The sequence below is a fragment of the Phycicoccus jejuensis genome (assembly GCF_044797865.1).
In the GTDB taxonomy this organism is placed as follows: Bacteria; Actinomycetota; Actinomycetes; order Actinomycetales; family Dermatophilaceae; genus Phycicoccus; species Phycicoccus jejuensis.
This window is the reverse complement of the sequence record NZ_CP085209.1, coordinates 1,056,866-1,071,062: the sequence shown is the minus strand read 5'-3', so window position 1 is coordinate 1,071,062 and position 14,197 is coordinate 1,056,866. Positions and strand designations below refer to the sequence as shown.

The 14,197-nt window shown below is 74.0% G+C and carries 15 protein-coding genes; 7 read left to right on the top strand and 8 right to left on the bottom strand.

The genetic code is table 11. From position 1 onward, the window contains the following. Positions 1-20 precede the first annotated feature (20 nt). Complete coding sequence (gene csrA / locus LG324_RS05080; RefSeq protein ID WP_404352294.1) at positions 21-359, top strand: carbon storage regulator CsrA; 339 nt, start codon at positions 21-23, stop codon at positions 357-359. Positions 360-404: 45 nt separating this feature from the next. Here csrA and LG324_RS05075 read toward each other — a convergent pair whose 3' ends face one another. The 3 genes from LG324_RS05075 to LG324_RS05065 all read right to left on the bottom strand — a co-directional run bounded on the left by LG324_RS05075 (position 405) and on the right by LG324_RS05065 (position 4,316). Beyond that, a complete protein-coding gene (locus LG324_RS05075; RefSeq protein WP_051750515.1) occupies positions 405-1,865 on the bottom strand; it encodes a threonine/serine exporter ThrE family protein in 1,461 nt (486 codons plus the stop codon). Beyond that, positions 1,862-3,598 carry a serine/threonine-protein kinase gene (locus LG324_RS05070; protein ID WP_404352293.1) on the bottom strand — a complete coding sequence of 579 codons (1,737 nt, stop codon included), beginning with the start codon at positions 3,596-3,598 and terminating at the stop codon, positions 1,862-1,864. Before LG324_RS05070 ends, LG324_RS05075 begins: the two co-directional genes overlap by 4 nt. Positions 3,599-3,887: 289 nt before the next feature. After that, complete coding sequence (locus LG324_RS05065; RefSeq protein WP_404352291.1) at positions 3,888-4,316, bottom strand: CBS domain-containing protein; 429 nt, start codon at positions 4,314-4,316, stop codon at positions 3,888-3,890. A 200-nt stretch (positions 4,317-4,516) separates the two neighbouring features. Here LG324_RS05065 and LG324_RS05060 point away from each other — a divergent pair, with 200 nt between their 5' ends. The 5 genes from LG324_RS05060 to LG324_RS05040 all read left to right on the top strand — a co-directional run bounded on the left by LG324_RS05060 (position 4,517) and on the right by LG324_RS05040 (position 8,822). Further along, positions 4,517-5,617: an ABC transporter ATP-binding protein gene (locus LG324_RS05060; RefSeq protein WP_404352290.1), complete on the top strand. Its 1,101-nt coding sequence runs from the start codon at positions 4,517-4,519 to the stop codon at positions 5,615-5,617. Positions 5,618-5,732: 115 nt separating this feature from the next. Beyond that, positions 5,733-6,974, top strand: coding sequence for a DUF4032 domain-containing protein (locus LG324_RS05055; RefSeq protein WP_404352288.1), 1,242 nt, complete (start codon positions 5,733-5,735; stop codon positions 6,972-6,974). 97 nt (positions 6,975-7,071) lie between these two features. Next, positions 7,072-7,758 carry an RDD family protein gene (locus LG324_RS05050; RefSeq protein WP_404352286.1) on the top strand — a complete coding sequence of 229 codons (687 nt, stop codon included), beginning with the start codon at positions 7,072-7,074 and terminating at the stop codon, positions 7,756-7,758. A gap of 175 nt (positions 7,759-7,933) precedes the next feature. Then, positions 7,934-8,398 carry a DUF4190 domain-containing protein gene (locus LG324_RS05045; RefSeq protein WP_404352285.1) on the top strand — a complete coding sequence of 155 codons (465 nt, stop codon included), beginning with the start codon at positions 7,934-7,936 and terminating at the stop codon, positions 8,396-8,398. A 1-nt stretch (position 8,399) separates the two neighbouring features. Continuing rightward, positions 8,400-8,822: a DUF2752 domain-containing protein gene (locus LG324_RS05040; protein WP_404352284.1), complete on the top strand. Its 423-nt coding sequence runs from the start codon at positions 8,400-8,402 to the stop codon at positions 8,820-8,822. Positions 8,823-8,838: 16 nt separating this feature from the next. On the opposite strand, the gene LG324_RS05035 is transcribed toward LG324_RS05040, so the two are convergent. The 5 genes from LG324_RS05035 to cysS all read right to left on the bottom strand — a co-directional run bounded on the left by LG324_RS05035 (position 8,839) and on the right by cysS (position 12,968). Then, a complete protein-coding gene (locus LG324_RS05035) occupies positions 8,839-9,291 on the bottom strand; it encodes a DUF2752 domain-containing protein (RefSeq protein ID WP_404352282.1) in 453 nt (150 codons plus the stop codon). Between the two features lie 4 nt (positions 9,292-9,295). Then, positions 9,296-9,622 carry a CD225/dispanin family protein gene (locus tag LG324_RS05030; RefSeq protein WP_404352281.1) on the bottom strand — a complete coding sequence of 109 codons (327 nt, stop codon included), beginning with the start codon at positions 9,620-9,622 and terminating at the stop codon, positions 9,296-9,298. A 197-nt stretch (positions 9,623-9,819) separates the two neighbouring features. After that, a complete protein-coding gene (locus LG324_RS05025) occupies positions 9,820-10,449 on the bottom strand; it encodes a hypothetical protein (protein ID WP_404352280.1) in 630 nt (209 codons plus the stop codon). Between the two features lie 130 nt (positions 10,450-10,579). Then, positions 10,580-11,533, bottom strand: a complete 954-nt coding sequence (gene rlmB / locus LG324_RS05020; protein ID WP_207024454.1) for a 23S rRNA (guanosine(2251)-2'-O)-methyltransferase RlmB — start codon at positions 11,531-11,533, stop codon at positions 10,580-10,582. 1 nt (position 11,534) lies between these two features. After that, positions 11,535-12,968 carry a cysteine--tRNA ligase gene (cysS, locus tag LG324_RS05015; RefSeq protein WP_030528507.1) on the bottom strand — a complete coding sequence of 478 codons (1,434 nt, stop codon included), beginning with the start codon at positions 12,966-12,968 and terminating at the stop codon, positions 11,535-11,537. A 230-nt stretch (positions 12,969-13,198) separates the two neighbouring features. Between cysS and LG324_RS05010 the strand changes: the two genes are divergently transcribed. Further along, a complete protein-coding gene (locus LG324_RS05010; RefSeq protein ID WP_404352278.1) occupies positions 13,199-14,143 on the top strand; it encodes a type IV toxin-antitoxin system AbiEi family antitoxin domain-containing protein in 945 nt (314 codons plus the stop codon). Positions 14,144-14,197: the final 54 nt, after the last annotated feature.

Genomic DNA, 14,197 nt, shown 5'->3' with positions numbered 1-14,197 from the left:
CTCGGCCGGGGGGTGCTCGCGTGCTCGTCCTGAGCCGACGCCCCCACGAGGCCATCCGGATCCGCCACGACATCGTCGTGACGGTCCTCGAGATCAGCGGCGACAAGGTGCGCCTGGGCATCGAGGCGCCCGGTGACGTCCAGATCCACCGCGAGGAGATCTACCTCGCGGTGCGCGCGGCCAACGAGGAGGCCACGGCCCGTCCCGGCGCCGCCGGCGACCTCGCGCGTGCCCTCGGTGGCGGCGCCCCCGCTCCGCGCGGCCCGGCCGGCCCCGCCCCCTCGACTCCGGCGGCGCCCCCGGCGGCGTCCCCGGCTCCGGCCACCCCGCGGCCGCCGGCCGACCCGCGTCGGGGCTGACCCCGCTCCCGGGGTCCGTCACGACGGACCCGTCGTCGGGCTGCGTCAGCGCGGGACCGCGTCGGTGCGCGGCCGGCGTGAGCCCCGGACGTGGCGGTCCCACGGCGCAGCGAGGTACTCACCGAGGACGGTCCCCGTGGCGATGGCCAGCAGCACGCCGCCGGCGGACAGCAGCGTCGACAGGCCGGACTGGAAGGTGAGCAGCCCCGAGTCCTGGCCTTGGGCGACGAGCTCGTAGAGGCCCCGGAAGATCGTCAGACCGGGCAGCAGGCCGAAGCTCGCGGGCACGACGAGGACGAGGGAGGGGGCATCCATGCGCTGGGCCAGCAGCCGGCCGAGCACGCCGACCACGACGGCCGCGATGCCGGTGGCCGTGACGGCCCCGACCCCCGGGCCGCGGGTGAGCACCGCCGAGACCGCGACCCCGACGATGGTGAGCAGCCCCATCGGGAGGATGAGCCCCCGGCGGCTCTGCACGGTGACCCCGGCGGCGAGACCGACGACGAGGGACGCGAGCAGGGCCGGGACGATCGGGGCCTGGCTGACCCGCAGGTCCAGCACGTCCGGCGAGACGAAGCTGCTGCTGGTCCAGCGGGTGAGCATGAGCATCGCGGAGAGCCCGGACGCGATGCCGATGATCAGTCCGGTCAGCGACAGCAGCACGGCGAGCAGGCGCCCGGCGCCGGTCAGCGGGTAGCCGAAGATGACGTCCTCGATCGCGGAGGCCATCGTGCGTCCGGGCAGCATCGCGACGATGCCGCCGGCGACGACGAAGGCGAAGTCGGCCTCCGTGAAGGGGATCGCCCCCGTCGCGCCGATCGCGTAGAGGCCGCCGGCGAGGAGGGTCGCCGCGAAGGCGTTCATGGCGTTCCCGTAGAACTCGGGCAGGTCGACCCGGGCGTGCAGCCGGGCGATCCCGGCGACCGCGAGGACCACCCCGATGGTCGCGAGGGCCGCGAGCGCGCTGGCGCCGATGACGACCGCGACGGCGGAGGCCAGCACGGCGTTGGCGAGCGAGATGGCCCACTTCGGGTAGGTGCGGGGGGTCCGCTTGATCTGCCGGAGCCGGTCGGAGGCCTCGTCGGGGGTCACCTCGCCGGCGACGAGCGACTCGACGAGCCGGTGCACCGCGACGAGGCGCGCGTAGTCGAAGCGGGTGTGCCGCACGACCTTGAGCATCGTGTGCTGGCGCCCCTCCGCGCTGCGCGCCTGGACGAGGATCGACTGGAGGGTGATGTCGAGCTCGACCTGGTCGACACCGGCGGCCGCGGCCGTCGCGGCGATCGCACCCTCGACCTGCGGGGCGCCGGCGCCGCAGCGCAGCATCAGCGCGCCGACGCGCAGCGCGAGGTCGAGCCCGCGCTCGATCGTCGGGTCCGGGGCGGAGGCGCCGGGGATGCGGGCGTGCCGGTAGGGCGTGCGGCGCAGCAGGTCCGCCATCGGCATCGGCTCGGTGGGCAGGTCGCCGCGCAGGATGCGGGCCCGCCGGGTGCGGGGGTCGGTCACAGCTGCGGCACCACCTGGTCGACCCACGACGGGGCCTCGGGCAGCGGCCACCACTCCGGCCCGCCCCGGGAGGCGGTGAGCGCGGTGAGCAGCGCCCCGGCGAGGAGGAGCGCGACGACGAGCACCTGCCGCACGGTCGGGTGCCCGGTCGCGCCGCGCACGAGGCTGCGGCTGCCCCGGCGCAGGCCGGCGCCGCCGGGGCCCCACCAGGCGGTCAGCGCGGTGAAGACACCGGCCGCGAGCAGCGGCACGACGCCGTCGGCCCGGGTGGCCCCGCCGGTCACGCTGCCGACGACGAGGGCCCCGGCGAACATCGCCGACACCCCGACGAGCAGCGGGAGCGCGAGGGTGACGAGGGTGCCGACGGCCCCGACGACGACGTGCCACGGGCTGCTGACGACGGCGACCGCGACGTCGCTGCCGCGGGCCCCCCGGTCGTGGCGGCGCATGACGAGGGAGGTGACGGACCGGTCGGCGGTGCGCGCGAGGACCATCCACACCGCGAGCGCGGCGAGGGCGACGAGCGGCGCGGTGGCCGTCAGCCCCGCGAGGAGGGCGAGCAGCGCGAGGAGCACACCCGAGCGCGTGGGCAGGCCGATGCGGGGGTCGACGCGCGCCTCGAGGACGTCGTCGTCATCCGGTCGCGGTGCGGGCGGCAGGGCGTAGGGCGGCGGCCCCGGCCGGCCGGCGCCGGTCGGGGGTGGCGGGAGCGGGTCGCGGGACGGCGCGGGCTGCGGTCGGACGCGCGGGGCGACGGGCGGCAGCGGCGCCGGGGCCGTGGCCGGCGCGGGCAGCACCGCGGTGCCGGACGCCGGGAGGGCCTGGGTCTCGGGGCGCGCCTGGGTCTCGGGGCGGGCGCGGCGCACCTCGATGGCCGAGGTCGCGAGCTCGCCGCGCGCGTAGCGCTCGAGGGCGCGGACGACCTCGTGCTGGTGCGGTCGCTCGTCCGGGTACGGCGAGAGCGCGGCGTACAGCAGGGGCTCGATGCGGGGGTCGACGGCGACGAGGTCCGGCTCGCCGGCCGCCACCCGCGCGAGGACGGCGCTCATCCCGCCGCTGCCGAACGGCGGCGTGCCGCTCGCCGCGAAGGCGGTCGTGGCCGCCCATCCCCACCAGTCGGTGGCGTCGGTGACGTCGTCGCCGTGGACGACCTCGGGGGCGAGGTAGCCGGGGGTGCCCATGACGAGCCCGACGCTGGTCAGCCGGACGTCGTCGACGACGTGGGCGATGCCGAAGTCGATGAGGACCGGGTCGCCGTCGACGAGGAGGACGTTGCCCGGCTTGACGTCGCGGTGCACGACGTCGGCGGCGTGGATGGCATCGAGCGCCTGGGCCAGGCCGTCGGCGAGGCGGTGCAGCTCGGGCGGGGGCAGGGGCCCGCGGGCCGCGACGTGGGTGTCGAGCGCCGGGCCGTCGATGAAGCGGGTCACGACGTAGGGGGTGTCGCCGTCGACGTCGGCGTCGACGACCGGCGCGACGAAGGGGCTGCGGATGCGCTCGAGCGTGTCGACCTCGCGGGCCAGGCGCCGGCGGGCGTCCGGGTCGTGCGCGACGTGGGAGCGCAGGACCTTGACGGCGACCGCCCGGCCGTGGCGGTCGAGCCCGAGGTGGACCACGCCCATCCCGCCCTCGCCGAGCCGCTGGACCAGCCGGTAGGGCCCGAGCCGGGCGTGCGTCCCCGGGTCGTCGGGATCCGGGGACGGATGTCCGTCCACGGGGGCGTCGGCGGTCATGGCTCCACGGTATTCGCTGGGGCTGGGTACGCGCTGGACGGGTGCACCCCCGGACCGCTCCCCGCGCCCCCCCCGTGCATCAATCGACGAATGTGTCGATAGCTGCACACCCGCGCAGACCCCATCCGTGCAGGAATCGCCGAATGTGTCGATAGCTGCACACCCGCGCAGACCCCATCCGTGCAGAAATCGACGAATGTGTCGATTCCTGCACACCCGCGCGGCGTGGCGCCGGGATGCCCCCGCGCCGCGCAGCACCTTCGCGGCGTGGCGGGAGGTCCCGGGAGGGCTACTGCTGGATGTAGTCGCGCAGCTGGTCGCGCTCGGCCTGCAGCGTGTCGATCCGGAACTTGACGATGTCGCCGATGCTGACGATCGCCCCGAGCGCGCCGTCGACGACGACCGGCACGTGCCGGATGCGCCGCTCGGTCATCCGCGTGGCGAGGTCCTCGAGCGAGTCGTCGGGCCTGCAGGTGTGCACGTCGGCGGTCATGATCTGCTCGACGGGGGCCTCCAGCGCGCCGGCACCGTCGGAGTGCAGGTGCCGCACGACGTCGCGCTCGCTGACGATGCCCTGCACCGACGAGCCGTCGCCGCTCACGACGACCGCGCCGATCCGGTGCTCGGCCAGGAGGGCCAGCAGCTCGGTGACGGTGGCGTCGGGCCGCACCGTGACGACCGCATCACCCTTGCGCTTGACGACGTCCGCGATCCTCATGGCCCAACCGTAGGGACTCCCGGCGGGACGCGCCAGAGGAAGGACGGCCGCCGCGCCACCCCCTGGGACGGTCCTCGCGGCGCGGGCGGGTCGTCCGGCATACTGGCGAAACCGTTTGCACCGACGCAGGCGGGAGCTCCACCCCCTTTACGACGGATCGTCCGGCACGTTCCTGCCGGTGAAGGAAAGGCAACGACGCCATGGCAACTGTGAAGTTCGACGAGGCCACCCGCATCTACCCGGGCAACGACACCCCCTCGGTCGACAAGCTGAACATCGACATCGCCGACGGGGAGTTCCTCGTCCTCGTCGGTCCCTCCGGCTGCGGCAAGTCCACCTCGCTGCGCATGCTCGCCGGCCTCGAGGAGGTCAACGGCGGCAAGATCTGGATCGGTGACCGCGACGTCACCGACCTCTCGCCGAAGGACCGCGACGTCGCGATGGTCTTCCAGAACTACGCGCTCTACCCGCACATGACGGTCGCCGACAACATGGGCTTCGCCCTGAAGATCGCCGGCGTCGACAAGGGCGAGATCCGCAAGCGCGTCGAGGAGGCCGCGAAGATCCTCGACCTCACCCAGTACCTCGAGCGCAAGCCGAAGGCCCTCTCCGGTGGCCAGCGCCAGCGCGTCGCGATGGGCCGCGCGATCGTCCGCAGCCCGCAGGTCTTCCTCATGGACGAGCCGCTGTCGAACCTCGACGCCAAGCTCCGCGTCCAGACCCGCACCCAGATCGCCAGCCTCCAGCGCCGCCTCGGCGTCACGACCGTCTACGTCACGCACGACCAGGTCGAGGCCATGACGATGGGCGACCGCATCGCCCTGCTCAAGGACGGCGTCCTCCAGCAGTGCGCGACCCCGCGCGAGATGTACGACAACCCGGCGAACCTGTTCGTCGCCGGGTTCATCGGCTCCCCCGCGATGAACCTCGTCACCGTCCCGGCCTCGTCCGACGGCGCGAAGTTCGGCAACCACACGGTCACCATCCCCCGCGAGGGCGTCGAGCACGGCGGCTCGCACGTCGTCGTCGGCGTCCGGCCGGAGGACGTCGAGATCACGACGAACAACGACGGCCTCGAGCTGACGATCGACGTCGTCGAGGAGCTCGGCGCCGACGCGTACGTCTACGGCACGCCGACCGACGGCAACATCAGCCTCGTCGGGGGCGACGACAACCTCGCCAAGCCGTTCATCGCGCGCGTCGACGGCCGCTCGGTCCCCGAGAAGGGCTCGAAGGTCTACGTCTACCCGAAGGCGCAGCACATGCACGTCTTCGACCCCGAGAGCGGCAAGCGCCTCTGAGGCGTTCCGCCGACTCGCCCGCACGCGACGACGCCCCGGACGAGACACTCGTCCGGGGCGTCGCCCGTTCCCGGCCCGCCCGCCGTCCCGAGTCCCCCGACCCCGGAAGCCCGTCATGGCCCTCGAGCTCACCGCCGCCCGCCCCGACCCCGCCCTGCTCGACCTCCCCTGGCGCATCCCGCTCGAGGAGTGGCCGGAGGACATCCTCGCCGCGCTCCCCCGCGGCATCTCGCGGCACGTCGTGCGCTTCGTCCGCCTCTCCGGCCGCGTCCTGGCCATCAAGGAGATCAAGGACGACATCGCGCGCCGCGAGTACGAGATGCTGCGCAACCTGCGCCGGCTGCTCCTGCCGTCGGTCGAGCCGTTCGCGGTCGTCAGCGGGCGCGTCGGCCTCGACGGCGAGCCGCTCGACGCCTGCCTCGTGACGCGGCACCTCCAGTACTCCCTCCCCTACCGCGCCCTGTACAGCCAGTCGCTGCGCAAGGGCACGGCCACCCGCCTCATCGACGCCCTCGCCGTGCTCCTCGTGCGCCTGCACCTCACGGGCTTCTGGTGGGGTGACGTCTCGCTGTCCAACACCCTCTTCCGCCGGGACGCCGGCGCGTTCGCGGCCTACCTCGTCGATGCCGAGACGGGCGAGCTGCGCAACCGGCTGAGCGACGGCCAGCGCGAGCACGACCTCGAGATCGCGCGGGTCAACATCGCCGGCGAGCTGATGGACCTCGACGCCGGCGGCCTGCTCCAGGAGGAGCGCGACCCGGTCGACGTCAGCGAGCGCATCGTCACCCGCTACCGCGAGCTGTGGGCCGAGCTGACCAACGCCGAGACCATCGACGACACCGAGCGCTGGCGGGTCGACGACCGCATCCGCCGCCTCAACAAGCTGGGCTTCGACGTCGACGAGCTCGAGATCACGACCGACATCGACGGCACGTCGATCCGGTTGCAGCCCAAGGTCGTCGACTCGGGCCACCACTCGCGGCGGCTGCTGCGGCTCACCGGTCTCGACGTCCGCGAGAACCAGGCGCGCCGGCTGCTCAACGACCTCGAGGTGTACTCCGCCGCGACGGGCCGTCAGGGCGAGGACGAGGAGATCATCGCGCACGACTGGCTGGCGCAGGTCTACGAGCCCGTCACCCGCGGCGTGCCCCGCGACCTCGTCGCCAAGCTCGAGCCCGCCGAGGTCTTCCACGAGGTGCTCGAGCACCGCTGGTACATGGCCGAGCGCGCGCAGCACGACATCCCGATCCGCGAGGTCGTCGACGACTACGTCGCCAACGTGCTCCCCGGCAAGCCGGACGAGCGCGCGGTCCTCGGCGTCGACACCGAGGAGCTGCCGGTCATCGCCGACCGGTGACGTCCCCGACCGGCCGCCGGCCGCGCCCTAGGATCGACGGCGTGCGCACGCGACACTGCGGGGCGGCCGCCCCGCCGCACGCCGACGGAGGACCTCGATGAGCGACCAGCAGCCCCCCACCCCGGAGCAGCCCGCTCCGCCCCCGGGACCCACCGCGCCGACGACCGCGCCGTACCAGCCCGCCGAACCGAACCAGCCTGCGCCGCAGCAGAACCCGTACGGCGGATGGACCACCGCGCCGGCGTACGCCAGCGGACCCGCCGTGCCGGAGTCGGTGCCGTACGTCGAGGCCCACTTCGGCCCCGTCGCGTCCTTCGGCGACCGGGTGCTCGCGCTGCTCGTCGACGTCGGCCTCTCGTTCCTGCCGTTCCTCCTCATGCTCGCCGGCATCCCCTTCATCGTCGCGGGGGTCCCGGACCGCAACGGGGTCGACGAGTACGGGATGACGACGTACGGGGACGCCAACGGTGCGCTCATCGCCGTCGGCATCGCCGTCATGGTGCTGTTCTGGCTCGTCGGCGTCGGCTTCCAGCTGTGGAACCGGGTCTTCCGGATGGGCCGGCGCGGCCAGAGCATCGGCAAGTCGGTCGTGGGCCTCACGCTCGTCGACGCCCGCACCGGCGCCCCGATCGGCGCGGGGAACTGCTTCCTGCGCGAGCTGGTCAGCGGGGTCGTCAACGGCGTCGTCTACCTCTCCTACCTCTGGATGCTCTGGGACGACAACCGGCAGACGGTCGCCGACAAGGCCGTCCACTCGACGGTCATCAAGGTCCCCAAGGCCTGACCTCCTCGGGTCGAGGTGATACCCGACCCTCAGGTGGTCGGACATCACCTCGACCCCCGACGAGCCGGATGCCCCGGGCCTCCACGACGCCCGTGGAATGCCGGGGTCCGCTACCGGCCGGCCGCTAGGGTGAACGCGAGCCGGCAGTCGTCGGCTCCCTGACGACGGAGGACCCATGAGCAGCAGCACGCCCCCGCCCCCGCCGCCCCCGCCCGGTGGGAGCTACCCGCCCCCGCCGGAGCCCGAGGAGCCGAGCGACTCGTCGGCCACCGGCGGCTACCCGCCGCCCCCGCCGCCGCCCGGTGCCGGTGGTGGCTACACCCCGCCGCCCAGCATGCCCGCGCCCGGCCTGCCCGGAGGCAACGCCGGCGGCAACAACATCAAGGCCATCATCGCCCTCGTCCTCGGCGTGCTCGGGCTCGTCTTCGCCTTCTGCTGCTGGCCGCTCGGCCTGATCCTCGGCATCGGCGGTGCGGTCCTGGGCTTCCTGGCCAAGCAGGAGATCGCGCGCACCGGCCAGGCCGGTCGCGGTCTCGCGCAGGGTGGCTTCGTCACCGGCATCATCGCCGTCGTCCTCAGCATCATCGTCCCGGTCGCCTTCGCCTCCCTCGACCTCGGCAACCGGATCACCGGCAGCTGAGATGACGACCCACGTCGGCGGCCTCGGTCACCTCTCACCACGCGTGTGGTGGGGGGCGGCCGGGGTCGCCGTCGCCGGTGGAGCCGCGTGGCTCGCCACCCACTCCCCCTACGAGGCCGGTCACTACCCCGGCTGCGTCCTGTACGCGGCGACCGGTCTCTACTGCCCCGCGTGCGGGGGGACGCGCGCCACCTACGAGCTGCTGCACGGCCATGTCGGAGCCGCCTTCGAGCGCCACCCCCTCGTGCCGCCGCTCTACCTCGCGGTCGCGCTGTACCTCGGCTACCGCCTCCTGCGCGCGCGTCAGGGACGCCCGGTCCGCACGGTCGTCCCGAGCTGGCTCCCCGTCGCGATCGGCGTCGCGGTGCTCGTGTTCGGCGTGGTGCGCAACCTGCCCGGGGCCGAGTTCCTCTCCCCCGCCTGAGGTCGCGGCCGCCCGCTCAGGCCGGCGAGAGCCAGGTCCAGCCCGGGACGTTGCGCAGCGCCCAGTAGGCCAGCACGACACCGAGCAGCGCGTGGATCGCGGCGGCCGGAGCCATCGTCGTGCGTCGCCGGCCGAGCCACTGCCGGCGCGACCAGAGCACGAACCACGCCGTCAGCCAGACCGCCGCCACGACCGCGAGCGGGTTGCGCGCCAGCGCGGTGCCGACGTCGCCGTGGGCGAGGGCGTGCACGGCGCGCAGGGACCCGCAGCCCGGGCACCACGTCCCCGTGAGGAACAGCCACGGGCAGGGCGGGTAGTGGCCCGGCGCGTTCGGGTCGAGCGACCCGACGACGGTGACCACGGCCGCCGCCCCGACGGCGACCACCGCCGGGCGCACGAGACGGTGCCACCGGACCGTGCTCGTCTCGAGCGCCCGGACCCGGTCGGCCCGCGAGGCGGCGGCGGTCATCCGGTCAGGGGCTCGTCGTCGTCGTGGAGGCGGCCATGAAGCTCGCGACGAGCCCGAACCACAGGAGCACGCCGAGCACCATGCCGACGATGCCGGCGATGACCGACCACGTGATCCACTTGCCCGCGGCAGCGGCGGACTCGTGCGCGCCGGCGACGTCGCCCGCGCCCCAGCGGGTGTTGACCTCGGCGGACTTGACGATGGCCACGATGCCCAACGGCAGGCAGCAGAAGAGGGTCGCGAGGATGGACCACACGAGCTTGTTGTCGGGCGGCCCCCCGGCGGGGTGGCCCGGGACGGGCGGCGGAGGGGTGGCACCGTAGGCGGACATGTCGCCTCGCTTCCTGGAGGTCAGCGGGGGCGGACCCCGACCTCATCGGTCGCCGGCCCCGCACCCCGTGCCGGCTCGTCCGGCGGCGTCGATCGTGGCACAGACCCAGTTCGCGGGCAGGCGGTTTCGTGAGGTCCGTGGACGAAGGTGCCCCGCACCGGTGGCCGGTGCGGGGCATCCTCGTGGGTAACGCGGGGTCAGTAGCGCGGGGCGTTGCTCGCGGCGTAGAACTCCGAGGACTCCTTGCGCCAGAGCAGGTACACGATGTACCCGCCGAGGGCGATGCTCACGATGCTCAGCACCCGCGAGAGGAGCGGGGTCGGCTGCGCCAGCCCGATGAGGAACGTGACGAACGAGAGCGCGAAGAGGATCGAGGCCGTGATGCGCGCCCAGGACTTGCCCTTGCCGTTGGCCCAGGCCATGAGGAGCCAGAGGCCGGCGCCGAGCAGGCCGAAGACGACCGCGATGGCGATGACGATGGTCACGGCGCTGTCGACGAGCGTCGGGTCGACGGTCTGGCCGGACTCCTCCAGCGCTTGGGTGGCCTGCTCCCGGATGTCGCCCGCGAAGACGAAGCTGAGCACGAGCGAGACGAGGGAGAGCACCGCACCCACACGCATGAGCATGACGGCGGTGTCCATCGACTTCGGGCGCGTGACCGGACCGGCCTGCGGGGCGTAGCCGTACGCCGGCGCGGGCGGCGGTGCGCCGTAGGGGTTCTCGGCCGGCGGGGTGCCGTACTGCGGGGCGCTGCCTCCGGGCGGCGGGGGCGTCCCCGGGCCGGTGGGCTCACCGGGGGGCGGGGGCGGCGGGTACTGGTCGGACATCGTCGGTCATCCCTCCTCGCGAGCGGCGACGGCGGTCGTCGGTGGACCGCTCGCCCCTCGATCGTGGCACACCGACGGCGGGCTTCCGTGGCGCGACGGGCCGGACCGGCCTGTCCCGCAGGCCCCGGCGTCAGCGGCGACGGCGGCGCGCGACCTCGTAGAGGGTGACGCCCGTGGCGATGCCGGCGTTGAGCGACTCGACCGCCGAGCTCATCGGCACCGACACGATCTGGTCGCAGGTCTCGCGCACGAGCCGCGAGAGGCCCTTGCCCTCGGAGCCGACGACGACGACGAGCGGCTCGGACGCCAGCTCGAGGTCGGGCAGCTCGACGTCGCCGTCCATGTCGAGGCCGATGACGAAGAAGCCGGCCTTGCGGAAGTCTTCGAGCGCCCGCGTGAGGTTGGTGGCCTGCGCGACCGGGATGCGGGCCGCCGCGCCGGCGGAGGTCTTCCACGCGCTGGCGGTCATCCCCGCCGAACGACGGCTCGGGACGACGACCCCGTGGCCGCCGAACGCGGCGACCGAGCGGACGATGGCGCCGAGGTTGCGCGGGTCGGTGATGCCGTCGAGGGCGACCACCAGCGGGATGCCCGGCTGCTCGGGGTCGACGAGGTCGCGCGGGTCGGCGTACGCGTACGGCGGCACCTGGAGCGCGAGGCCCTGGTGGACCGCGCCGTCGGTCAGCCGGTCGAGCTCACCGCGCGGCGTCTCGAGGATGGGGATGGAGCGCTCGGTCGCGGTCTTGATCGCCTCGCGGACGCGGTCGTCGGAGTCGATGCGGCCGGCTACGTACATCGTCGTCACCGGCACGTGCGCGCGCAGCGCCTCGACGACGGAGTTGCGCCCGGCGACGACCTCGCTCGAGGCGGCCGACTTCTTCGGCGAGCGCTGCGGCGGGCGTCCGCCGCCCCGCTTCTCGGCGGCCTTGGCCATCTTGTGGGCCTTGTGGTTCGGTCGGTCGCCGGCCTTCGGGGTCGGGCCCTTGCCCTCGAGGCCGCGGCGGCGCTGACCACCGGAGCCGACGGTGGAGCCCTTCTTGTTGCTCTTGCGCACGGCGCCGCGGCGCTGGGAGTTGCCGGCCACGTCAGTCGCCCTTTCCTCGGATGATGGTCCACCGCGCTCCGGCGGCGGTGTCCTCGACGGCGATCCCCGCCGCGGCGAGCGCGTCGCGGATGGCGTCGGCGGTCTCGTAGTCGCGGGCGGCGCGGGCCTGGGCCCGGGCGGCGACGCGGTCGGCGACGAGCGCGTCGAGCGCCGCCGTCATCTCGTCGGACTCCGACCCACCGGCGGCCCAGTGCGGGTCGAGGGGGTTGACGCCGAGGACGTCGGCCATCGCGACGACCTGGCGCGCGATGGTCGCGGCGTCGTCGTGGTCGCCGTCGTCGAGGGCGGTGTTGCCGGCGCGGACGGCCTGGTGCAGCGCCGCGAGCGCGTCCGAGACCCCGAGGTCGTCGTCCATCGCCTCGCGGAAGTCGGCGGGCAGCTCGGCCGAGCCGTCGGGGACGAGGGTGTCGACGCCCGGCAGCGCGCGGCGCAGGAAGCCCTCGATGCGCTCGACGGTGGCGGTGGCCTCCTCGATGGAGCCCTCGTGGTACTCGATCGTCGAGCGGTAGTGCGCCGCCGTCAGGTAGTAGCGGACGGCGAGCGGCCGGTGCTCGCGGACGACCTCCGAGACGCGCAGCGAGTTGCCGAGCGACTTGCTCATCTTCTCGCCGCCCATGGTCACCCACGCGTTGTGCAGCCAGTAGTTGGCGAACCCGAGCCCCGCGGCGCGCGACTGGGCGACCTCGTTCTCGTGGTGCGGGAAGCGCAGGTCGACGCCGCCGCCGTGGATGTCGAAGGTGTCGCCGAGGTACTTGCGGGCCATCGCGGAGCACTCGAGGTGCCAGCCCGGGCGGCCGGCGCCGTAGGGGGTCGGCCACGAGGCCGTCGCGGGCTCGTCGGCCTTGCGGCCCTTCCAGAGGGCGAAGTCGCGCGGGTCGCGCTTGCCGCGCGGGTCGGCGTCCTCGGCGTCGGACATGTCCTCGACGCTCTGGCGGGTCAGCTCGCCGTAGCTCGGCCAGCTGCGCACGTCGAAGTAGACGTCGCCGGAGTCGTCCGCGGCGGCGTAGGCGTGTCCGGAGCCGACGAGGGTCTCCATCAGCTCGACCATCTCGGGCACGTGGCCCGTCGCGCGGGGCTCGTAGGTGGGCGGGAGCACCCCGAGCGCGGCGAGCGCGTCGGCGGTCTCCATCTCGTTGCGGTAGCTGAGGGCGAACCACGGCTCGCCGGCCTCGGCCGACTTCGCGAGGATCTTGTCGTCGATGTCGGTGACGTTGCGGATGAGCGTGACGTCGTAGCCGTGCCCGACCGCCAGCCAGCGGCGCAGGACGTCGAACGCGACGGCGAAGCGGACGTGCCCGATGTGCGGCGGCGCCTGCGTCGTGAGCCCACAGATGTAGATCCCCGCCTTGCCGGGCACGACGGGGACGAAGTCACGCAGCTCGCGCGTGAGGGAGTCGAACAGCCTGAGGGTCACCCGCGACAGGCTACCGGCCGGGCCGCGAGCACCCCGCATCGCAGCAACCGCCCGGAACTTCCGCGACGTCACCGTGACGACGCGGTTCTTCAGCCAGGACGCGGATGCATCCCCGTCCGGGTGGAGCTTCCGCGCCATCACCGTGATGACGCGGATCCTCGACGGCCTCGGCGGTCGGGGCCTGTGGATGACGCGGCGGGCGGCGTCGTCGAACCGGGCACGATCGGTCGATGTCCGACCGACTCCTGGCCCTCGCCGCCGCGCAGCACGGCGTCGTCTCCAGCCCGGATGCCACCCGCCTCGACGTCGACCCCAACGCCCTCACGGCGCTCGTCGACGCCGGGACGCTCGTCCGGGTCCGGCGCGGCGCCTACGTCCTCGGCACTATCTGGGCACCGGCCACGCCGGAGCGACGTCTCGACCTGCGCGCCCGAGCCGTGCTCCACGCACGGGGCCGGCCGCACGAGGCCGCGACCCACCAGAGCGCCCTCGCCGTCCACGGGCTGCCCCTGCACGACGTGGCCCTCGACGTGGTCGACGTGAGCGGCAACGTCACACGGGTCCGCCGGGCGAGCGGCCTGCGCATCCACCCGCCGGCCGGTTTGCCGGTGCAGACGGTCGACTGCTGCCCGACGATCCCGGTGGAGGCCGCCCTGGCCCAGGTCGCACTGCGCGCGGGACGCGACGCGGTGGTGGTCGCCACCGACCGAGCGCTGCGCGACGGCTTCACCGAGCTGACGCGGGTGGCGAACCTCGTCGAGCAGCTGGCCGAGTCCCCTCGCCGGGCCACCCGCGCACTCCGGTGGCTCCACCTCGCCGACCCGCTCAGCGAGTCCGTGGGCGAGACCCGGACCCGCTTGATGCTCGTCGACCTCGGCCACGGCGTGCGGTCGCAGGTCCGCATCGCCGACGGGCACGGGATCGTCCTCGCCCGTGTCGACCTGCTGGTCGAGGGGTGCGTCGTCGTCGAGTTCGACGGACTCGTCAAGTACGAGGGGGCCGACGGGCGAGCAGCGCTCGCCGCCGAGAAGGTGCGCGAGGACCGACTGCGGGCCCTCGGCTACGAGATCGTGCGTCTCACCTGGGCCGACCTCGCGAGCCCGCAGCGGGTGGCGGCCCTCGTCCGGGCGGCGCTCTCCCGCGCGGCGGCTCGTGGGCTGCTGCCCAGGCCGTGAGCATCCGCGTCATCACGGTGACGACGCGGTTGCTCCATCCGGACGCGGATGCAT

Coding starts and splice junctions, on each gene's coding strand:
- LG324_RS05070 (WP_404352293.1), bottom strand. CDS start 3,598: ATGACCGCCGACGCCCCCGTGGACGGACATCCGTCCCCGGATCCCGAC.
- LG324_RS05065 (WP_404352291.1), bottom strand. CDS start 4,316: ATGAGGATCGCGGACGTCGTCAAGCGCAAGGGTGATGCGGTCGTCACG.
- LG324_RS05060 (WP_404352290.1), top strand. CDS start 4,517: ATGGCAACTGTGAAGTTCGACGAGGCCACCCGCATCTACCCGGGCAAC.
- LG324_RS05055 (WP_404352288.1), top strand. CDS start 5,733: ATGGCCCTCGAGCTCACCGCCGCCCGCCCCGACCCCGCCCTGCTCGAC.
- LG324_RS05050 (WP_404352286.1), top strand. CDS start 7,072: ATGAGCGACCAGCAGCCCCCCACCCCGGAGCAGCCCGCTCCGCCCCCG.
- LG324_RS05045 (WP_404352285.1), top strand. CDS start 7,934: ATGAGCAGCAGCACGCCCCCGCCCCCGCCGCCCCCGCCCGGTGGGAGC.
- LG324_RS05040 (WP_404352284.1), top strand. CDS start 8,400: ATGACGACCCACGTCGGCGGCCTCGGTCACCTCTCACCACGCGTGTGG.
- LG324_RS05035 (WP_404352282.1), bottom strand. CDS start 9,291: ATGACCGCCGCCGCCTCGCGGGCCGACCGGGTCCGGGCGCTCGAGACG.
- LG324_RS05030 (WP_404352281.1), bottom strand. CDS start 9,622: ATGTCCGCCTACGGTGCCACCCCTCCGCCGCCCGTCCCGGGCCACCCC.
- LG324_RS05025 (WP_404352280.1), bottom strand. CDS start 10,449: ATGTCCGACCAGTACCCGCCGCCCCCGCCCCCCGGTGAGCCCACCGGC.
- LG324_RS05010 (WP_404352278.1), top strand. CDS start 13,199: ATGTCCGACCGACTCCTGGCCCTCGCCGCCGCGCAGCACGGCGTCGTC.